This window comes from Massilia sp. TSP1-1-2, assembly GCF_049896185.1.
Lineage (GTDB): Bacteria > Pseudomonadota > Gammaproteobacteria > Burkholderiales > Burkholderiaceae_D > Telluria_A.
The window spans coordinates 1-19,919 of the sequence record NZ_JAFCTU010000059.1 but is presented as its reverse complement, the minus strand read 5'-3'; the positions used below and the strand labels follow the sequence as shown (position 1 = coordinate 19,919).

Annotated in this window: 24 protein-coding genes and 1 tRNA gene; 13 read left to right on the top strand and 12 right to left on the bottom strand. The window is 61.2% G+C overall.

The genetic code is table 11. From position 1 onward, the window contains the following. Positions 1–331: 331 nt before the first annotated feature. Positions 332–817: a GGDEF domain-containing protein gene (locus ACP7BV_RS26350; protein WP_426107855.1), complete on the top strand. Its 486-nt coding sequence runs from the start codon at positions 332–334 to the stop codon at positions 815–817. Between the two features lie 5 nt (positions 818–822). On the opposite strand, the gene ACP7BV_RS26345 is transcribed toward ACP7BV_RS26350, so the two are convergent. Next, positions 823–1,599, bottom strand: coding sequence for an enoyl-CoA hydratase (locus tag ACP7BV_RS26345; protein WP_426107854.1), 777 nt, complete (start codon positions 1,597–1,599; stop codon positions 823–825). Between the two features lie 142 nt (positions 1,600–1,741). Between ACP7BV_RS26345 and ACP7BV_RS26340 the strand changes: the two genes are divergently transcribed. Continuing rightward, positions 1,742–2,242: a MarR family winged helix-turn-helix transcriptional regulator gene (locus tag ACP7BV_RS26340; RefSeq protein ID WP_426107853.1), complete on the top strand. Its 501-nt coding sequence runs from the start codon at positions 1,742–1,744 to the stop codon at positions 2,240–2,242. Beyond that, the gene (locus ACP7BV_RS26335; protein WP_426107852.1) at positions 2,239–3,345 is read left to right on the top strand and encodes a S41 family peptidase; all 1,107 of its coding nucleotides are present in this window, start codon (positions 2,239–2,241) and stop codon (positions 3,343–3,345) included. Before ACP7BV_RS26340 ends, ACP7BV_RS26335 begins: the two co-directional genes overlap by 4 nt. Positions 3,346–3,364: 19 nt before the next feature. Here ACP7BV_RS26335 and mltA read toward each other — a convergent pair whose 3' ends face one another. Continuing rightward, positions 3,365–4,579, bottom strand: coding sequence for a murein transglycosylase A (gene mltA, locus ACP7BV_RS26330; protein ID WP_426107851.1), 1,215 nt, complete (start codon positions 4,577–4,579; stop codon positions 3,365–3,367). A gap of 10 nt (positions 4,580–4,589) precedes the next feature. Between mltA and ACP7BV_RS26325 the strand changes: the two genes are divergently transcribed. Next, positions 4,590–4,742: a hypothetical protein gene (locus ACP7BV_RS26325; RefSeq protein ID WP_426107850.1), complete on the top strand. Its 153-nt coding sequence runs from the start codon at positions 4,590–4,592 to the stop codon at positions 4,740–4,742. On the opposite strand, the gene apaG is transcribed toward ACP7BV_RS26325, so the two are convergent. Further along, entirely contained in the window at positions 4,743–5,117 is a 375-nt protein-coding gene (gene apaG, locus ACP7BV_RS26320) for a Co2+/Mg2+ efflux protein ApaG (protein WP_426107849.1), read from the bottom strand. Between the two features lie 143 nt (positions 5,118–5,260). Between apaG and rpe the strand changes: the two genes are divergently transcribed. The 7 genes from rpe to trpC all read left to right on the top strand — a co-directional run bounded on the left by rpe (position 5,261) and on the right by trpC (position 11,468). Then, positions 5,261–5,932, top strand: coding sequence for a ribulose-phosphate 3-epimerase (gene rpe, locus ACP7BV_RS26315; protein ID WP_426107848.1), 672 nt, complete (start codon positions 5,261–5,263; stop codon positions 5,930–5,932). Then, entirely contained in the window at positions 5,932–6,630 is a 699-nt protein-coding gene (locus tag ACP7BV_RS26310; RefSeq protein WP_426107847.1) for a phosphoglycolate phosphatase, read from the top strand. The genes rpe and ACP7BV_RS26310 overlap by 1 nt, the downstream gene beginning before the upstream one ends. Before the next feature lie 191 nt (positions 6,631–6,821). Then, entirely contained in the window at positions 6,822–8,318 is a 1,497-nt protein-coding gene (trpE, locus tag ACP7BV_RS26305; protein WP_426107846.1) for an anthranilate synthase component I, read from the top strand. A gap of 1 nt (position 8,319) precedes the next feature. Then, the gene (locus ACP7BV_RS26300; protein ID WP_426107845.1) at positions 8,320–8,883 is read left to right on the top strand and encodes an anthranilate synthase component II; all 564 of its coding nucleotides are present in this window, start codon (positions 8,320–8,322) and stop codon (positions 8,881–8,883) included. Positions 8,884–8,895: 12 nt separating this feature from the next. After that, positions 8,896–9,930, top strand: a complete 1,035-nt coding sequence (gene trpD, locus ACP7BV_RS26295) for an anthranilate phosphoribosyltransferase (RefSeq protein WP_426107844.1) — start codon at positions 8,896–8,898, stop codon at positions 9,928–9,930. A 99-nt stretch (positions 9,931–10,029) separates the two neighbouring features. After that, a complete protein-coding gene (locus ACP7BV_RS26290) occupies positions 10,030–10,662 on the top strand; it encodes a LysE family translocator (RefSeq protein WP_426107843.1) in 633 nt (210 codons plus the stop codon). Between the two features lie 5 nt (positions 10,663–10,667). Then, a complete protein-coding gene (gene trpC / locus ACP7BV_RS26285) occupies positions 10,668–11,468 on the top strand; it encodes an indole-3-glycerol phosphate synthase TrpC (protein WP_426107842.1) in 801 nt (266 codons plus the stop codon). Positions 11,469–11,624: 156 nt separating this feature from the next. Here the strand turns inward: trpC and ACP7BV_RS26280 are convergent, their stop codons facing one another. From ACP7BV_RS26280 to ACP7BV_RS26270, 3 genes are all read right to left on the bottom strand, one after another. Further along, positions 11,625–13,427 carry a M61 family metallopeptidase gene (locus ACP7BV_RS26280; protein WP_426107841.1) on the bottom strand — a complete coding sequence of 601 codons (1,803 nt, stop codon included), beginning with the start codon at positions 13,425–13,427 and terminating at the stop codon, positions 11,625–11,627. A 90-nt stretch (positions 13,428–13,517) separates the two neighbouring features. Then, a complete protein-coding gene (locus ACP7BV_RS26275) occupies positions 13,518–14,243 on the bottom strand; it encodes a DsbC family protein (protein ID WP_426107840.1) in 726 nt (241 codons plus the stop codon). A 28-nt stretch (positions 14,244–14,271) separates the two neighbouring features. After that, positions 14,272–15,462, bottom strand: coding sequence for an FAD-dependent monooxygenase (locus tag ACP7BV_RS26270; RefSeq protein ID WP_426107839.1), 1,191 nt, complete (start codon positions 15,460–15,462; stop codon positions 14,272–14,274). A gap of 148 nt (positions 15,463–15,610) precedes the next feature. Here ACP7BV_RS26270 and ACP7BV_RS26265 point away from each other — a divergent pair. Further along, positions 15,611–15,686 (top strand) — tRNA-Phe (locus ACP7BV_RS26265). 366 nt (positions 15,687–16,052) lie between these two features. On the opposite strand, the gene ACP7BV_RS26260 is transcribed toward ACP7BV_RS26265, so the two are convergent. The 4 genes from ACP7BV_RS26260 to ACP7BV_RS26245 form a co-directional block, all read right to left on the bottom strand. Continuing rightward, positions 16,053–16,505, bottom strand: coding sequence for a hypothetical protein (locus ACP7BV_RS26260; protein WP_426107838.1), 453 nt, complete (start codon positions 16,503–16,505; stop codon positions 16,053–16,055). After that, a complete protein-coding gene (locus ACP7BV_RS26255; RefSeq protein WP_426107837.1) occupies positions 16,502–16,918 on the bottom strand; it encodes a hypothetical protein in 417 nt (138 codons plus the stop codon). The genes ACP7BV_RS26260 and ACP7BV_RS26255 overlap by 4 nt, the downstream gene beginning before the upstream one ends. Before the next feature lie 101 nt (positions 16,919–17,019). Further along, a complete protein-coding gene (locus ACP7BV_RS26250) occupies positions 17,020–17,475 on the bottom strand; it encodes a hypothetical protein (RefSeq protein WP_426107836.1) in 456 nt (151 codons plus the stop codon). Positions 17,476–17,819: 344 nt separating this feature from the next. Further along, positions 17,820–17,990: a hypothetical protein gene (locus tag ACP7BV_RS26245; RefSeq protein ID WP_426107835.1), complete on the bottom strand. Its 171-nt coding sequence runs from the start codon at positions 17,988–17,990 to the stop codon at positions 17,820–17,822. Positions 17,991–18,130: 140 nt separating this feature from the next. On the opposite strand from ACP7BV_RS26245, the gene ACP7BV_RS26240 reads away from it, so the two are divergent. Beyond that, positions 18,131–18,547, top strand: a complete 417-nt coding sequence (locus ACP7BV_RS26240) for a hypothetical protein (RefSeq protein WP_426107834.1) — start codon at positions 18,131–18,133, stop codon at positions 18,545–18,547. Here ACP7BV_RS26240 and ACP7BV_RS26235 read toward each other — a convergent pair. Beyond that, on the bottom strand, positions 18,531–18,914 hold the full coding sequence (locus ACP7BV_RS26235) for a hypothetical protein (protein ID WP_426107833.1): 384 nt from the start codon (positions 18,912–18,914) through the stop codon (positions 18,531–18,533). The genes ACP7BV_RS26240 and ACP7BV_RS26235 overlap by 17 nt on opposite strands. Before the next feature lie 119 nt (positions 18,915–19,033). Further along, the gene (gene cysC / locus ACP7BV_RS26230; protein ID WP_426107832.1) at positions 19,034–19,639 is read right to left on the bottom strand and encodes an adenylyl-sulfate kinase; all 606 of its coding nucleotides are present in this window, start codon (positions 19,637–19,639) and stop codon (positions 19,034–19,036) included. Positions 19,640–19,919: the final 280 nt, after the last annotated feature.

The window sequence follows — 19,919 nt, the reverse complement described above, 5'->3', positions numbered from 1 at the left end:
GTGCCCTACGAAGCGTTTTGTTCGTAAGCAGCAGAGAGGTGAGATTATGCAGCGTTTCGCGTTTTTCGTCAACCTCTTTTTTACTACTCCGTCTCTTTCGAAACGTCCCTGACAAGCTTGCAACTACTTGATTTCGTTAACCTTTTCATCGGGGAGGCGAACTATAGCAAAGCTCGCACGGGCTTGGCAAGGACTTACAAGAGATTATTTTTTTGGCGGCATTATATTTTGGCGGTCTACCTACTAGGCATGATGTCCAGCGTAGCCACCGATCCGTCTTGGGGCGGCGCTGACCCGGCATTGCAAAGATTGCCTGAAGGTCGCGCCCACGGTGGGCGACGGCGTGCTGGTCGAAATCGCCGCCCGGCTCAAGCGGACCGTGCGCGACACCGACATGGCGCTGCGCTGGGGCGGCGAGGAATTCTTGATCTACGCGCCCGATACCGAAGGCGACTTGCTGCGCACGATGGTCGAGCGCCTGCTGCACAGCGTGTGCGCGGAGCCGGTGCAACTGGGCGAGCTGTCGGTGCCGGTGACGCTGACGGCTGGCTACATTGCGCTGCCGTTTTCCGGGTTGACCGAAGAACAGTGCAGCTGGGAGCGGGCGATACAGCTGACCGATCTGGCGCTGTATGTGGGCAAGCAGAACGGGCGCAACCGCGCCTATGGACTGGTGCGGCTGACGGCGCCGTTCGACGAAGCCATGGCGGCGATCGAGCGCGATTTGCTGGCCGCTTCGCAACAGGGGCTGATGGAACTGGCTGAAGTGCTGGGGCCGCCCGCGGCAGCGGTCAAGCCGACGCTGGCCGCAGCCTAGTACTTTTACAAACCGTCGAAATTGGCCGGGCGCTTGGCCAGGAACGCCGCCATGCCTTCTTTCTGCGCAGGCGTACCAAAGCCCGCGTGGAAATACCGGCGCTCGTAGCGCACGCCTTCGGTCAGCGTGGTTTCAAAAGCGCGGTTGACGCAATCCTTGATTTGCATGGCCACCGACAAAGGCATTGCGGCAATGATGGTTGCCGCCGCAATGGCTTCTTCCATCAATTTGTCGGCCGCCACCACGCGCGAGACCAGGCCCATGCGCTCAGCCTCGGCCGCGTCGATCATGCGCGCGGTCAGCAGCATGTCCATTGCCTTGGATTTGCCGATGGTGCGCGGCAGGCGCTGGGTGCCGCCGGCGCCTGGCGTGACGCCCACCTTGATTTCCGGCTGGCCAAACTTGGCATTGTCGGCGGCGATCAGGAAATCGCACATCATGGCCAGCTCGCAGCCGCCGCCCAGCACGTAACCGGCGGCAGCGCCTATGACGGGTTTGCGAACGCTGAGAATATGCTCCCAGTTGCGCCCGATGTAGTTGCCGCCATAGGTGTCGGTGTAGTCGTAGTTGGCCATCGCTGCGATGTCGGCGCCCGCGGCAAAGGCTTTCTCGCTGCCGGTCAGCACAATGCAGCCAATGTTCTTGTCAGCGTCGAACTTGGTCAGCGCGTCGCCCAGCTCGTTCATCATGTTGTCGTTCAAAGCGTTCAGCGCCTTGGGGCGGTTCAAGCGGATGACGGCAACGCGGCCGTGCGTTTCGATCAACAAGTCTGCATATTGCATGGGAATCCCTTCGTTATAAATACTGAATCGGCAATTGTATCGCCTGCGCCGCCACCTAGCGTGCTTGCCGTCGGCATGGCCGCAGCAAAAGTTTTTTCGAAATCTTGTTTACTGCTTATATAACCACTTATACAATACCTGGATGAAATCTACACATGGAACCCAACTGCGCCATTTGATCGAATTGCTCGACGGCGCTGTCGGCGACGCCTACGAGACAGCGGGGCTCAATTACCGCCCACGCTATACGCCGGTGATGCGCTCGCTGATGGCAAAGGAGCCGGCGACGATCGGATTTATTGCCGAGGCCGCCGGCATCACCCAGCCCGCGGCAACCCAAACCATCGCCCTGATGGTCAAGGACGGCATTGTGTCGGTGCAAGCCAGTCCCACCGATGCGCGCAAGAAAATGATCCGCCTCACGCAACACGGGCGCGACCTCGTTCCCCAATTAAAGATGTGCTGGCAAGCCACCGCGCTTGCCTCCGCCTCGCTCGAAGCGGCCCTGCCCTATTCGCTGACCGATGTGCTCGACAGCGCCATTCGCGCCCTGGCCGCCAAACCATTTGGCGAGCGGATCCGGGAAGCGCGCTCCCAGCTTGAAAACGATTCCACCAACACTGACAAGGGAACACAAAAATGAACAATTTCAGATGTGCAATCGCGAGCGGCATGCTGCTGTGTGCTTTGGCTTTTGTTCCAGCCAGCGCCCAGATGCGGCCCGATCCCAACCAGCCGGACATGGTGGTCAGTGCGGCCCAGCGCCAAGCCGTCATCGACGCCATGATCAAGGAAATGCACAGAAGCTATGTGTTCCCTGAACAAGCGAAAAAGGTCGAGGCCGTGATCCGCCAGCATCAAAAGAAGGGCGACTACGATAGCATCACCAGCGCCGAAAAACTCAGCACCACGCTTACCGAGCACGTCTTTGCGCAGACCAGGGACAAGCACCTGCGCCTGTTCTACAGCGCGCAACCGATCCCTGAGGAACCAAAAGACAAGAAGCCGTCCGTCGAAGAGCACGAACAGCAACTGGCCGGCATGCGCTCGCAAAACTTTGGCGTGGAGCGCGTCGAGCGCCTGCCATTTAACATCGGCTACCTGGACCTGCGCGCCTTTGCGCCGGCCAAGGATGCCGCCGACACCCTGGCCGCTGCCATGACCTTGCTGGCGCACACCGATGCGCTGATCATCGATCTGCGCAAGAACGGCGGCGGCGACCCGGCCACGGTGACCTTGCTGGCCAGCTACCTGCTCGACGAACGCACCCACATGACAGATATCTATTTCCGCGAAGGCGAGCGGACCGAGCAAATGTGGAGTTCGGACGTGGTCCCGGGCACGCGCTTTGGCCAGAAGAAAGACGTGTATGTGCTGACCAGCAAATACACCTTTTCGGCCGCTGAAGACTTCAGCTACGCGCTCAAAGGCCTCAAGCGCATTACCCTGGTGGGCGAAACCACAGGCGGCGGCGCCCATCCCGGCGATGTGATGCGCCTGAACCAGAACTTTGCCATGTTCGTGCCCAATGGCCGCTCGCTGGGCCCGGTCACCAAGGCCAACTGGGAAGGCGTGGGCGTCGCTCCCGACGTCAGCGTCACGGCGGAAGACGCCTTCAAAACAGCCCAGATCGCGATCCTGAACAAGCTCGCCGCGAACGAAAAGAGCCCCGGCAAGGTCGAACGCATCAAGACCCGCATCGCCAGAGTGAACAGCGAAAACACCGCCGGCACGATGGCAAGATAAGTCGATAGTACGATCGCTGCTACTGCGCCACCGCTCTCGGCATCAACACCCACAGTTGGCCGGCTTGCTTCATGCGGCCGGCTTTTTCCATGGCGTCGTAGCCAAAGCCGAAGAAAAAGTCGGCGCGCACCGCTCCCCGGATTGCGCCGCCCGTATCCTGAGCCATCACTAGGCGCTGCATCGGCACGCTGCTGTTCGACTCCGTCGTCGACAGGAAAATCGGCGCGCCCAGCGGCAGCATGGTGGGATCGATCGCCACCGAGCGCGCTGGCGTGAGCGGCACGCCGAGCGCGCCTTTCGGGCCGACACTTGGATCAGCAATGCGTTCCTCCCGGAAAAACACATAGCTCGGGTTCACGTTGAACAATTCCTGGCGCCGCGCGGGGTTGGCCGCGATCCACGCCTTGATCCCCTGCGCCGTCGCCTGTTCGGCCGTCAATTCGCCCTGCTCGACCAGCCAGCGGCCGATCGCCTTGTAAGGATGGCCGTTCTGGTCCGCGTAAGACACGCGCACCGTCTCGCCGGCGTCGGCCAGTTGCACCCGTCCGGAACCTTGCACTTCCAGGAAAAACGCCTCGACCGGATCGTCCACGTACAGCAATTCCTTGCCCGCCACATTGGCCGTGCCCATATCCGCGCGCGCGTTGTAGGGCACCACCTTTTTGCCAACCAGCTTGCCGCGCACGCGCTTGCCCTTCAGGTCCGGATAGACGCTGGACAGGTCAATTGTCAGCAGGTCGTCGGGCACCGCGTACAGCGGCGTCTGGAAGGCACCGCCGCGCTTGCGCGCGCCGCGCAGCGCCGCCTCGTAATAGCCGGTGATCAAGCCGGTATCGGTACCGTCAGCGGCGCGGATCTGGTTGGGCACGAACCACGATTCAAAATAAGCGCGCAGGGCATTGCCGTCACTGGCGGCAACGGCGCGCGCGGCGCTGCAGGCCGGCTTCCATTCGTCCTTGCGCCCCAGCACAGCGCATGACGCCATGAAGGCGGGCCACGCCTGGCGCAGGTCATCTTGCTGCCAGCCCGGCAGCGCGCCGAACGTCGATGGCGTCATCAGCGGCGTGGCCGGAGGCGGAGGCGGAGGCAGTGGTATTGGCATCACGGGCGGCGGCATCTTGACGGGCGGGCGTACCGGAGGCGCCGGGGCCGGCGGCTCGGGCGTCGTACACGCCGCCAAGGCCAGCGCGACGAGTCCAAGGGAAACGGGTAAACTGCGGCGTGTAAATGACATAAGGAGTTATATGTGGATATTAATGGTTGAAGCCGGCGTGGCCCTGTTCCTGCTGGTATTTATTGTATGGTGGACCATGTACTCCGGCCAGAAGCCGACCGATCACCAGCAAGCGCTGCCTCCGGCCGAAAAAAAAGAGCCGCCGCAGCGACTCGATCACTGATCAATGCAAGGTGCGTGGCAGCGACAGCACGAATTCGGGGATTTTCGCCTCGAACTGATGTCCGTCCTCGGCCACGCAGAAGTATTCCCCGAACATGGATCCCTGCGGCGTCGCCATCTGCGTGCCGCTGGTGTATTCGAACTGCTCGCCCGGCTTGAGCAATGGCTGGTGTCCCACCACGCCCAGGCCGCGTACTTCCTGCACCTGGTTGTTGGCGTCCGTAATCACCCAATGGCGCGAAATCAACTGGCTGGCGACCGTGCCGGTATTCTGAATCGTGATCGTGTAGGTGAACACATAATTGCCCTTGGCCGGGTCGGACTGTTCGGCCAGGTACTGGGTCTTGACGTCGACGTTCAATTGGTAAGCTGCCATGTGTTTCCTTTAATGTAAGTCTGTGAACACATAATACCTCGCACGGCAAATTGAAGCACGCGTCAATGAGCGGCCAACGAAAGTAAAAGCCGCAATAAAGGCGTTAAAATAGCGCATCTTTAATTAACAGCAAGATCTCCGCCATGACCACCTTCCGCATCGCTCCCAGCATCTTGTCCGCCGACTTCGCCCGCCTGGGCGAAGAAGTGCGCAATGTCGTCGCCGCCGGCGCCGACATCATCCACTTTGACGTGATGGACAACCACTACGTGCCGAACCTGACGATCGGCCCGCTGGTGTGCGAAGCGATCCGCCCGCACGTGCAAGTGCCGATCGACGTGCACCTGATGGTGAAACCGGTCGACCGCATCATTCCCGACTTCGCCAAGGCGGGCGCCAACATCATCACCTTTCACCCTGAAGCGTCGGAGCACATCGACCGCTCGCTGCAACTGATTCGCGACAACGGCTGCAAGGCCGGCCTGGTGTTCAACCCGGGCACGCCGCTGCACTTCCTCGACCATGTGATGGACAAGATCGACATGATCCTCATCATGTCGGTGAACCCGGGCTTTGGCGGCCAGTTCTTCATTGCCCAAGCGCTGAAAAAAATCGCGCTGGCGCGCCGCATGATCGACGACTCGGGGCGCGACATCATGCTGGAAGTTGACGGCGGCATCAAGATCGAGAACATCGCCGCCGCCGCCGCGGCCGGCGCCGACACCTTTGTCGCCGGCTCGGCCATCTTCGGCAAGCCGGATTACAAGGCCGTCATCGACGCCATGCGCGTCGAACTGGCAAAGACGGGCAAGTAATGCGGGCGGGCGCTGCTGCGATCGGCGCGGCCATCATCGACCTTGATGGCACGATGCTCGACACCGTCCCCGACTTCCATGTGGCGATCAATCGCATGCGCGACGAGATGGCGATGGCGCCCCTCGGCCAGGACCAGATTGCGCGCATGGTCGGCAAAGGCTCCGAAAACCTGATTCGCAGCGTGCTTGAACTGGACCTGGGGCCGGCCGGCGTGGAAGCGCGTTTCGGCGACGCGATGGCGTCCTACCAGCGCCACTACCTGAGCATCAACGGCAAGCACACCAAGCTCTATCCGGGCGTGATTGCGGGCCTCGAATCGCTGCGCAAGCAGGGCCTGCGCCTGGCCTGCGTGACCAACAAGCCGATCGCTTTTGCCAAGCCGCTGCTGGCGCAAAAGGGATTGGCGATGTATTTCGATGTGCTTTATGGGGGCGATTCGCTGCCCCGCAAAAAGCCGCACCCGATGCCGCTGCTGCAGGTGTGCGCGGATTTTTCCCTGCCGCCGGCGCAGGTAGTGGCCATCGGCGACTCCTCGAACGACGCCGAAGCGGCGCGCGCGGCAGGCTGCTTCGTGTTGACGGTCCCGTATGGCTACAACCACGGGCAGTCTATACACGAAACCGATTCCGATGGTATAGTTGACACGCTGTTAGAAGCAGCCAACCTTATTCGTTCGCACAACAACACCGCAAACTGAACACACCAAACATGTTTTTCATCAAAAAACACAATGTCACCCAAACCGGCTCGATTGAGGCCTGGCTTTGGCGACGCTGGCAATCTTGGGCTAAGTAACCCCGTATTGATTGCTGTCGGCCCCGTCCGTGCGTCGACAGGTTTTTTTGAACCCACTGCCCACAACTACGCCTGGGCGGCATGGAGATAAGCATGACCGAACTCGAATTCAAATCGCTGGCCAACGAAGGCTTCAACCGTGTTCCCCTGATCGCGGAAGCCTTCGCCGACCTGGAAACGCCCCTCACGCTGTACCTCAAGCTGGCCCAGACGCAGAACGCCGGCAAGAACACCTTCCTGCTTGAATCGGTCGTTGGCGGCGAGCGCTTTGGCCGCTATTCCTTCATCGGCCTGCCCGCCACGACCGTGCTGCGCACCTTTGGCGCGCGCACCGAAGTGGTCAAGAACGGCGCCGTGATCGAGACCCACGAGGGCAATCCGCTCGACTTCATCGAACAGTTCCAGTCGCGCTTCAAGGTGGCGCTGCGCCCCGGCATGCCGCGTTTTTGCGGCGGCCTGGCCGGCTACTTTGGCTACGACACCGTGCGCCACATTGAAAAAAAGCTGGCCGGCTCCGCGCCCAAGGACGACCTGGGCCTGCCCGACATTCAACTGATGGTGACCGAAGAACTGGCCGTCATCGACAACCTGTCGGGCAAGCTGTATCTGATCGTCTACGCCGACACCGCCCAGCCTGAGGCGTTTTCCAAGGCCCGCCAGCGCCTGAAAGACTTGCGCATGATGCTGCGCCGCGGCGTCGACGCGCCGGTGACATCGAGCTCGGTGCGCACCGAAGCGGTGCGCGACTTCAGCAAGGAAGACTATCTCAAGGCCGTGGCGCGCGCGCATGAATACGTGATGGCCGGCGACTTGATGCAGGTGCAGATCGGCCAGCGCATCCGCAAGCCGTATGTGGACAATCCGCTCACGCTGTACCGCGCGCTGCGCTCGCTGAACCCGTCGCCTTATATGTACTACTACAATTTTGGCGACATGCAGATCGTCGGCGCCTCGCCCGAGATTTTGGTGCGCAACGAAACCGCCTCCGACGGCAGCAAGAAAGTCACGCTGCGCCCGATCGCCGGCACCCGCCCGCGCGGCGCCACGCCCGAGCGCGACGCCGAACTGTCGAAGGAACTGCTGGCCGACCCGAAGGAAATCGCCGAACACGTGATGCTGATCGACCTGGCCCGCAACGACCTTGGCCGCATTTCCGAAATCGGCAGCGTCAAGGTCACCGAGCGCCTGGTGGTGGAGAAATACTCGCACGTGCAGCACATCGTCTCCAACGTTGAAGGCAAGCTCAAATCGGGCATGTCGAACCTGGACGTACTGCGCGCCACCTTCCCGGCCGGCACCCTGACCGGCGCGCCCAAAGTGCGGGCGATGGAAGTGATCGATGAACTGGAACCCACAAAGCGCGGCATTTACGGCGGCGCCTGCGGCTACCTGTCGTTTGGCGGCGAGATGGACGTGGCCATTGCGATTCGCACCGGCGTGATCAAGGACGGCATGCTGTACGTGCAGGCTGCAGCCGGCATCGTGGCCGATTCGATCCCCGAGATGGAATGGCAGGAAACTGAAAACAAGGCGCGCGCCGTGCTGCGCGCGGCCGAGCAGGTACAAGACGGCCTGGATGGGGAGTTCTGACATGCTGCTAATGATCGACAACTACGACTCGTTCACCTACAACCTGGTGCAGTACTTCGGGGAGCTGGGCGAGGAAGTGCGAACCGTGCGCAATGATGAAATCAACCTGGACGAGATCGCGGCCATGCAGCCGGACCGCATCTGCATTTCGCCCGGCCCCAAGACGCCGGCCGAAGCGGGCATCTCGATCGACATCCTGCAGCGCTTCAAGGGCCAGATGCCGATCCTGGGCGTGTGCCTTGGCCACCAGGCCATCGGCGCCGCGTTCGGTGGCAAGGTGGTTCGCGCCAAGCAGGTCATGCACGGAAAAACGTCGCTGATTGCGCATACGGGCGTGGGCGTGTTCAAGGCGCTTCCCAGCCCGTTTACGGTGATTCGCTACCACTCGCTGGCCATCGAGCGCGCGTCGCTCCCGGCCTGCCTGGAGGTGACGGCATGGACCGACGACGGCGAGATCATGGGTGTGCGGCACAAGGAGTACGACATCGAAGGTGTGCAGTTCCATCCCGAATCGATCCTGTCCGAGCATGGCCATGCCCTGCTGAAGAACTTCCTCGAACGCTAACCTGGAACCACCATGTCGATCACCCCACAAGAAGCCCTGCTGCGCTGCATCGAACACCGCGAAATTTTTCACGACGAGATGCTGCACCTGTTCCGCCAGATCATGTCGGGCGAAATGTCGCCCACCATGATCGCCGCCCTCACGCTGGGCCTGCGCGTGAAAAAGGAGACGATCGGCGAGATCGCCGCCGCGGCCCAGGTCATGCGCGAATTTTCGACCAAGGTGCCGATGGCCGACACCACCAACCTCCTCGACATCGTCGGCACCGGCGGCGACGGCGCGCACACGTTCAATATTTCGACGGCGGCGATGTTCGTCGCCGCCGCCGCTGGTGCGCGCGTGGCCAAGCATGGCGGGCGCAGCGTGTCATCGTCGTCCGGCAGCGCCGACGTGCTCGAGTCGCTGGGCGCTAACATCAACCTCAAGCCCGAGCAGATTGCGCAGTCGATCGCGCAGACCGGCATCGGCTTCATGTTCGCGCCCAACCATCACGCCGCGATGAAGCATGCCGCGCCCGTGCGCCGCGAGCTTGGCGTGCGCACGATCTTCAATATCCTGGGGCCGCTCACCAATCCGGCGGGCGCGCCGAATATCTTGATGGGCGTATTCCATGCCGACCTGGTGGGCATCCAGGTGCGGGTGCTGCAGCGCCTCGGAACCCAGCATGCCGTCGTCGTATGGGGGCGCGACAATATGGATGAAGTCTCGCTCGGCGCTGCCACCATGGTCGGCGAACTGGTAAACGGCGAGATTCGCGAGTACGAGATTCATCCCGAGGATTTTGGCCTGTCGATGATCGCCAGCCGCAATTTGAAGGTGGCCGATGCGGCCGAGTCGAAGGCCCGGATGATGGAAGCGTTAAATGGCGTTCCCGGGGCCGCCTGCGATATCGTGGTGCTCAATGCCGGTACTGCGCTGTATGCGGCGGGCGTTGCCAGTTCGATCGGCGAAGGCTTGATCAGGGCGCGCACCGCGATTGAATCGGGCGCCGCCGTGGCCAAGATGAAGCAATTCGTCGAAGTCACGCAGCAACTCGGCGCACATTAACCACGACATCGCCCTCGCGCACGCGCGGGGCCCATGGAACGACGGCGCAGAGCGAATGTTCCAGGGGTTAGCGCGTGCGCGAGGGCGACGGAGCACACTATGTTCGGCATCCACGACATTGCACTTTTTATCCTCTCCGGCCTGCTGCTCAACATCATGCCCGGCCCCGACTCGCTGCTGATCATGGCGCGCAGCGCCACCCAGGGCTGGCGCGCGGGCGTGGCGGCGGCGATGGGCATCGGTACCGGCACCATGGTGCATGTGCTGGCGGCAGCCGTTGGCCTGTCCGCTATCCTCGCCACATCGGCAACCGCCTTCATGATGGTCAAGTACATTGGCGCCGCGTACATCCTGTGGATGGCGCTTGGCCTGTTGCGCAGCAAACGCGCGCCGGCTGGGGAAAGGGCGGCTGTCGCTCCCCTGCCCTACCGTAAAATATTCGCGCAAGGTTTCCTGACCAATGTCCTGAACCCCAAGGTGGCGATTTTTTTCCTCGCATTCGTGCCGCAATTCATCGACGCGGCCGCGCCCGACAAGGCGCTCGCGTTCATCATCCTGGGCTGCATCTTCAACGTCAACGGCATGCTGTGGTGCGTGGCGCTGGCGCTGTTCTCGGCGCGGGTTGCCGCGCGCGTCAAGGTCAGCCCGGTCGTAGCGCTGTGGCTGAACCGCGTCGCGGGCGGCCTATTCATCTGGCTCGGCATCAAGCTGGCCCTTACCAAACAAAGTTGAACATCATGTCCGATATCCTCAAGAACATCCTGGCCGTCAAGGCTGACGAAGTCGCAGCGGCGAAAAAATACCGCGACCTGGCAAGCCTGCGGCGCGAGGTCGAAGCCGACGCCGACGCCCGCCGCGGCATCCGCAGCTTTGAAGCGAGCTTGCGCAAGCATATTGCTGCGGGCAACGCGGGCGTGATCGCCGAGGTGAAAAAAGCGTCGCCATCGCGGGGCGTGCTGCGCGAAGACTTCCAGCCTGCGAAAATCGCCGACAGCTATGCGCGCCACGGCGCGGCGTGCCTGTCGGTGCTGACCGATGTGCAGTTCTTCCAGGGAAGCGTGGACTACCTGAAGCAGGCGCGCGCGGCATGCGACATCCCGGTGCTGCGCAAGGACTTCATGATCGACCTGTACCAGATCTATGAAGCGCGCGCGATGGGGGCTGATGCGATTTTACTGATCGTCTCGGCGCTCGATCACGGGCTGATGGCGGAGCTCGAAGCGTGCGCGCTGGAGCTGGGGCTGGCGGTGCTGGTGGAGGTACATGACGGCGACGAGTTGACGGCCGCGCTCAAGCTGCAAACGCAGCTGGTGGGGATCAACAACCGCAATTTGCGCACGTTTGAAACGTCGCTGCAGACGACGATTGACCTGCTGCCGCGCATCGGGCCGGACAAGCTGGTGGTGACCGAGTCGGGGATCATGGTGCCGGCCGATGTGAAGCGGATGCGCGAAGCGAACGTGCACGCGTTCCTCGTCGGCGAGGCGTTCATGCGGGCGCCGGACCCGGGGGTGGAGTTGCAGCGCTTGTTCAGTTGACGGCCAACGGGACGCACACATGGCGGAATGCACTGCGTTTTTCCGCCCTACGTGTCCCGGTAAGCGCGGGGTAATGTAAAGATCCATCACTCTCCGGGTGCACGCGTTCCGCGGTCCGTAGGGCGGAAAAACGCAGTGCATTCCGCCATGAGCCACCTAGAGCGCGCTCGGCCTGCCCGACTTCTTCCGCTCGTCAAGCAGCGACAAGGTCACGCACGGCACCCGCTCCCCTTGCAGCTTGACCTGGAACGTCATCAGCTCATCGCGCCTGAACGCGTGCACGGTCACCGTGTCGCCCACCTTGTACCGCCCCAGCATCGCGTCGAGCGCCCCGCCCACGCGCAAGCCGTCAAGCGCGATCACGATATCGCCCGCCGACAGCCCCGCGCGATGCGCCGCGCCGCCCTCATGCACTTGCGTGAGCTTGCAGTCCGGCCCATCGCGCCCGGCCCCCGCATCGAACGACGGCTTGGCATTGCGCCGCTCGTCCACCAGCTTGACCCCGAACGGCGCATACAGCCGGGCCAGCGGCAGGTCGGCCGTGCCGCGCACGTAGCGATCAAACAGACTCTTGAGCTTCAAGCCGCTCACTTCGTCGAACAAGGCCTCGACCTCGGTCTCGGTCACGCCGCGCCCCACGCTGGGATAAAAATCGCGGCCAAAGCGCTGCCACAAGGCGAGCATCACATCGTCGAGCGACTTCTTGCCAGCCGTTTTGCTGCGAATCGTCAGGTCAAACGCCAGCGCAATGAGCGAACCCTTGCCGTAATAGCTGACGATGGCGTTCGGCGCATTTTCATCTTGCCGGTAGTACTTGCCCCAGGCGTCGAAACTCGAATCGGCCACGCTTTGCTTGGTGCGCCCGCTGCCGCGCAATACGCCGCCGATCGCCTTGCCGAGCAGCTTGAAGTAAGCGGCTTCGCCGATGATCCCGCTCCTGACCAGCATCAGGTCATCGTAATAGCTGGTAAAGCCCTCGAACAGCCACAGTAGCGGCGTGTAAGTCTCGCTTTGCAAATCATAGGGCGCGAACGCGGCCGGCTTGATGCGCTTGACATTCCAGGTATGAAAATACTCGTGGCTGCACAGCCCAAGAAACTTGAGATAGCCTTCGCCAATGTCGGCGCTCTTGACCGCGCCGGTGCTGGGCAAATCGGCGCGCGCGCAAATGAGCGCGGTCGAGGCGCGATGTTCCAGGCCGCCGTAGCCGTCGCCCACCGCCAGCGTCAGGAACACGTAGCGTTCCATCGGCGCGTTCCGGGTGCGCGGCTCGAAAAACGCGATCTGGGTTTCGCAGATGGCCTTCAGGTCGGCCTGCAGGCGCGCCATGTCCAGATTGGGCACGCGCCCGGAGATGACGATATCGTGCGGCACGCCGTGCGCCTTGAAGGTGGCCAGCGCAAAGTCGCCCATTTCAACCGGATGGTCGATCAGCTCATCGTAGCTCGACGCCAGGTAGGTGCCAAAGCCGTAGCGTTTGGCGCCCAGTTCGGGCATGGCGGTGGCAACGCGCCAGGTGGCCGCTGCCGGATCCGACGGACGGACAATGTCGACCTGGTGCGGCATGTCTTCCTGGCCGACGACGCGCAGGCACACGCTGGTGCCATTGAAAAAGCCGTGGGTCTGGTCCAGGTGCGCAGCGCGCACCGACAAGTCCCACGCGTAGACTTCGTAGACGACGGTGAGTGGCGCGCCGACCGGCGCAGCGCGCCAGGAGTGCTTGTCCAGCTTGGCCAGGGCAACGCTCTCGCCGTTGGCCTCGGCGCGGATCTGCACGATGTTGCGCGCGAATTCGCGGATCATGTAACTGCCCGGTATCCACGCCGGCAAAGCGAATACCTGGCCGTCGGACGCGGGGGCTGCCACCGTCAGGCGCACTTCGAACAGGTGTCCGGCCAGGTCTTTTGGGAAAATGGCGTACGCGATTGCGGGCGCTCTGCTTTTACTTGGTTTTTTCATGAGGGAGGCGCTCGCCCGGGAGGTGGGTCAACTGGCGGGCACCGGCGCGCGCCCGCGTGAGGCAGACGCGCGCCGAACCGCCCGGCGTTGTTACTTGATGGACTTGAACTTCGCTTCCATGCCCTTGGTGTCGATGGCGCCGGAAATGCGGCTGCCGTCGGCGAAGAAGATCGCGGGCGTGGCGCTGACGCGAATCTTGCGCCCCAATGCGGCCACCTCGTCGTTCGGGTTCTTGCACTTGGCGTCGGCCATCGGCGGGGTTTTCCCGTTCAACATCCAGTCGTCCCATGCCTTGTTGCGGTCAGGCGCGCACCACACGTTGCGCGACTTGATGCTCGAGTCTTCGGCCAGGATGTTGAGCATGTAGGTGTAGACGGTGACGTTATCGAGTTCCTTGAGCGTGGTGCGGCGGAACTGCTTGCAGTAGCCGCAGTTGGGATCTTCGAAAATGGCGATCACGCGCTTGCCGTCGCCCTTGACGGTCTTGAGTGCGTGCTCGGCGGGCAGGTCGGAAAACTTGATTTTATTGATCTCTTCGAGACGTTCCTTGGTCAGGTTCTGCGCCGTCTTGGCGTTGAAAATCTGCCCCATGATGATGTACTCGCCCTTTTTGTCGGTGTACAGGACATCGCCGCCGGCGCGCACTTCATACAAGCCCGAATACGGCGTGGCGATCACGGAATCGATTTTGACGCCGTCCGAAATGCGCGGGGCCAGCACTTTCTTGATGTTCTCTTCGACACTCGGCTCGGCGGCCGTGCACGCGCCGACCATACCGGCCATCAGCGCCAGCACCAGCAATTTGCATTTCAACATGACTTCTCCGGTAAGTATAGTGAGGGGATTACTTGCCCATCGCATGCGTCATCAGGCGACGCTTAATCATAGGCAACTTATTCAACAAGTTTAATCCCAAATTGCGCGCAATGCGAACTGGCTCAAGGTCGGTGCCGAACAGGCGCACCAAACCATCGGTAGCGAGCTGCATCAGGAAGATGTCTTCCTTGCGCGCCCTGGCGTAACGGGCCAGCACGCGCTCGTCGCCGATGCTGCGCTGCTCTTCGCGCGCGGCAATCGCCGCCAGCAGGCCGGCCACGTCGGCAAAGCCGAGATTCATGCCGTGTCCCGCCAGCGGATGGACCACGTGGGCGGCGTCGCCCACCAGGGCCACGCGCGGCGCGACGATCGCATGCGGGCGGATCAGCGCCAGCGGCACGGCCTTGACCACTTCGGGCAGCAGTGGGCGCAGCGGGCCGAGCTGCTCTTCGCACAGCACGGCCAGGCGCACCGCCAGTTCGCTCATGGTTTCGGCCATGATGGTGTCGGCCAGCGCGTCGGGCGCCGACCAGACCAGCGAGACGCGCTCGCCCGGCAGCGGCAACAGCGCGACGATGCCTTCCTGGCCGGTGAACCACTGGAAGGCGGCGCCGCGGTGCGGCTTGGTGCACGAAAAATTGGTGACGATCGCGCGCTGGTGGTACGAGCGGTAGTCGATGCCGATGTCGCACTGCCCGCGCACCCACGACTGGCCGCCGTCGGCGCCAACGAGCAAGTCGCAATCGATGCGCGCGCCGCCTTCGAGCGCCACGCTGGCACCGCTGTCGGTGGTGGACATGGCGACGGCGCGCGCGCTGACGATGGTCACGCCGGGCGCGAACTTGAGCGCGGCGTCCAGCGCCTGGTTCAGGTTGCGGTCCTCGACGATCCAGGCCAGCGTGCCGGCGTGGGCGCCAAAGGCATCGAAGGCCAGGTCGCCGCTCTGCGCGCCGTCGCCGTTGACGACCATCGCGTCGACGGCGGCAACGCGCGTTGCGTCAAGCGCGCCCCATACCTTGAGCGAGGCGAGCAGTGTGTGGGCCGTGTGGTTCAGGGCGTAGACGCGCACGTCCCACGGCTGTTCGCCGACAGCGGTTGCTGCGTCGGTGGCGGGCGGAGGCGGAGATAGCAGCGTGACGCTGTGGCCGGCCTTGGCAAAGCCGAGGGCCGCCGTCTTGGCGATGGCGCCGTTGCCGACGATGCAAACAGCACTCTGCATTGCGTGCGGGGAGGAAGTTGATCTGGTCATGCAAAGCATTATAGCGGCAAGAAACAACAGCGTTTCACACTGTATTTCACCGATTTTTGCCAAAATTCATTAGCTGGCCTTGCAAAGCGCCGATCGGGTGTCTATAATCATGCCTCTTGGCCTGGTAGCTCAGTCGGTAGAGCAGAGGATTGAAAATCCTTGTGTCGGTGGTTCGATTCCGCCCCGGGCCACCAAGAACAAATAAAAAGCCACCTTCGGGTGGCTTTTTTGTTTGCCGGTGCGGTATTTCTTCCTTGTCCGGTCGATTTCCGGCAGGGCGTTCCTCCGCCTGGTTCAAACACAAACCAGCCAACCCGTCCAACCAAACAGGACAACAGCCTAACCTAGACCGATGACAGCGCTCTTCTATTGCAGGCGGAGCCGCACCACATGCGACTTGCTGAAATATTTCTGGAGGCGCGACAGAACGTCATTATCGCTTTGCCAAGACTGCACTGCAGCACCTCTGAAGTCGGGCTTCGCCAGTCGCAGCATGCTCATTTCCCTCGACGCGGTCGACGGGCAAGGCGCGGGTAGCTTGCGTAAACTGCTCTTGCGGCTTATCGACTTCTTTCTGTGCCCACAATCATGGAAAAGAAACGTTCGAAGCATGAATAGTGCTCCGTGTAATACGCATCAAACGATCGCCGCAGAATTGGCAATATACGATCGTTACCGATCATTGCGGAGCTGAAGTAGTGGCCAAAAAACAGGCTGTCCCTCTCGAGACTGAGCAACTCTTTCATGAACTCCTCGATGCGAATGGGTGCCTGCTCGCTATGCTGTTCCAATCGATCGAGGACCACCGTCGGCGGTTCAGGATCATCTAAAGGCGGTCTTAACACAACGCTCGTTGCCTCAATGGCGCCGCTACCGTCGAACTCGCTGATGGCCTCATCTTTAAAAGGGACCACGTGCCGGCAAAGTACGGGGCGTGGCATATGAGAAGACTCGTAGTTATCAAATAAAAGTACGGGCAAGGCCTCCTGGATGCGCCTGAACGCAGTGTTCATGTCGGCGGCGGAACGAAATTCGTAACCGTGGAACTCACTGCCCCCCAGACGTCGCTGTAACTTAGTTCTGCGCGCATGAGTCCGATCGATTTTAGATCGCGTCCGAAATTGGATATCGTCAAATCTACTTCAGGGAAGGCAACCAGGGGATTGATGTGCCGATGTTCCCTGCAGTTGAAGGCACTGATTGGCACCGTGGCAGTTTCAGTCCAGTATTCCACTGTAAATGGAATGTAATCCGAGTTCTGCTTCAGGCAAAAAATAGGGCCTTCAAATGGCATATCGATCCCCATGACGTCGCCGATTTGGAAGACTTCAATCCCTCGCTCAAAGTCAATGGCCTTGTGAAAGCGGCTATATTGAGTATGTCCCCACGCAGTCGCTAGCTCAAACCCGTATGTGCTTATGAACATGGTGCCCCTGCGAAGTGAAGTTAAGTGGTGCGAAATATCTTAGCACTCTGGTGCGCGTCGCCAGACGCGGGCGAACGTGGCAAACTCGTGCCGATTCACGTTCAGTCTTTCTTTTCCCTAAACTCACCCTCAATCACCGTGTCATCGGCGCTTGTTGGACTGTTTTGGTCAGATGCGAATTTGAAGAATGACGATTTCATTCGACCGAATACAGCTCGCCTCAGCCAAGGGAATGTGAGCAGAAACGCCGCAGAAAGCCCTGCAAACACTGCGGGCACGTAGTCGCCTCGCGACAGGAAGCTCAACAAGCACAGTGCGAGTAAGCTCACGATGAGTGGGCGACGGACAGGGACAGGTAGTAGACTAACGATGCGCAACTTACCTTGAGTTATCCAAGGAAATCTTGCAAAAAGACCGCCAAGAAGCAGTCCTGCGATGACCCGACCTGTGCCGAGCTGATCGGCCAACACCCCGATGACAAGGTAACCGGTGTAGGTCATCGTGCCGACCAAAGCTGCCAACACTAACAAGGCCGCAGCGATCGTGAGCTTTGGCATACGCGTCGCCGCTGTGACTAAAAAACGCAGGATTTGGGTACTCCGGTAAGTGGACATCGGCAGGCTATCACAAATTTTAACAGCACTCTCCTGGTCAGGGCTTTTCAATCAGCACCGGGTAAAGCGAGGCGCGAGTGATATTTCCCAGCTCCGGCAGATCAGTTGCGAAAGCAGCGGCTTGAAAATCCTTGTGTCGGTGGTTCGATTGCGCCCCGCGCCACCAAGAACAATAAAAGCCACCTTCGGGTGGCTTTTATTGTTGCTGAACTAAAAAACTCTGTCCGGTCTATTCCGTCATCTTCCAGGCAAAAGCAATCGAGCAAGATCGAGCGTCCAAATGGCGATCACACGCTTGCCGTCGCCCTTGACGGTCTTGAGTGCGTGCTCGGCGGGCAGGTCGAGAACTTGATTCTATTGATCTCTTCGAGCCGCTCCTTGGTCAGGTTCTGCGCCGTCTTGGCGTTGAAAATCTGCCCCATGATGACGTACTCGTCCTTTTTGTCGGTGTACAGCAAAAGGCAAGCCGTAGGAGGACAATGGCAACGTACTCCGCGCGGACCACCATGAACAAATAAGGCGCGCCCCTCGGGCAGTGTCTTTGTTTGCGGGACGCGCTCGACGCGCTCCACTGCCCTTTCAATAGGCTATCATTGCAATGCGTAATGCCCTGCCCCACCCTGTACCGGTGGTACCCAACGAAAATGAACAGAAAATTCAAATGGATTCGGACCGCGAACTCTTGCTGTGCCACGCAATCGAAACTGGCCTCAGCGCTCAATACCACCTGATTCCCGAACTGACCGATGCGCTATGCATCATCGGACTCGACAATTCAATAATCGCATTGAAGCAAAAATTTGGCTTCGCCAAGAACGAAATGGTGCTTCGCCACCCCGCCATCGATGGCATCGTCGCGCACGTGGTCAACCTTGGTGTCGACAGCATCGGGAATGCGGGCGAACTAACACTGAAGGACTTTATTGGCGTAATCAACAAGATCAGGAAATCGGTGATTCGTCATTCTGTCTTCGGACCGCGTGCATACTTTGATTTCGTCAAAGACTATGTGTAGGCGCGAGCCCGAACTGACTGCCTGGATTGACGTACATGATGGCGAGGAACAGAACGGGAAGAAAGCTTGCTGCCAGCGCTTGAGTACGCGCTTTGGCACCGCCCAACTTTGCCGCCACATATCCGCCGGCGCCCTCCGATAACAAGGCCAGGAGCGGCCCCAAAATTGTCAACGGCGAAATTTCATATACCGCCGCTGTGGCCAGCGCCTGATCTGCCGAGAGCCCGTTTGCCATTGACAGGCGCATCGACACAGTGGCGAGCAGCGTACCAAAGAACGCTCCGCCCGCAATCGCCACACATCCGCCCATCATTGATGCGCCCCAGCTGAATTCCATCGAGCGTGTCGGCGTCGTGAGCGGTGCCATGGTTTTCCTTGGAAGGATTAGGTGAAGTGCGTGTCAGGATTGACACAAGCTGGGCGAAGTATGTGGCCGAAAACTTAACGCATCAATCCACACGCGCGCTTGACACGCGTTCGATCAAGTTATTTCGTGAAAGCAGCAAGCAGCGTCTGCGCGCACGACTGCTCACTAGCCTGCGCCGTACGCAAATGCACTTCGGGCGCCAGCGGCGCCTCGTAAGGGCTATCGATCCCGGTAAAGCTGGCCAGCTCACCGGCCAGGGCCCGCTTGTACAGGCCCTTGGGGTCGCGCCGGATGCATTCGTCGAGCGGCGCATCGACAAACACTTCGCGGAACTGCCCGGCCGCGAACAGGCTGCGGGCAAGCGCGCGCTCCGCGCGAAACGGACTGATCAGAGAGACGATCACGATCAGGCCGGCGTCGGTCATCAGCCGCGCCACCTGCGCCGTGCGGCGGATGCTCTCGACCCGGTCGGCCACGCTGAAGCCGAGGTCGGCGTTGAGTCCACAGCGCAGCGCGTCGCCGTCGAGCATATAGGTATGGCGGCCGGCGGCATGCAGCTGCGCCGCCACCAGCGCGCCGATGGTCGACTTGCCGGAACCGGACAGTCCGGTCAGCCACAGGCAGCCGGGTTGCTGCCGCTTGAGCGCGGCGCGCCCGGCCTGGTCGGGCGCCGGCGCCGGCGTCAGCCAGCCCTGCGCATCGCGCGCGGCGATCTGCGCGATCAATGGCAGACCCGCGCGCCGACGCGCCGTGCGTGGCCGGCATGCACCGGCGTTGGGGGGACTCGCATCGTTTTCCTTTCGAACATTGGCCGGGCGGGACAGGCCATCGCCGTCCATGTTACACAATTGCCGCGCCAAGGTGCATGCAGGCGCGCGGCCATTACGCGCACCCTCTACGGGCTTGGGTACGGCGAAGCGCACAATCATCTAGCCTGGATGTTTCATAAACTGCCACTGCGTCTCCCGCTGGCCGACGCGGGGCCTCATCGGCAGCGATTGCAAT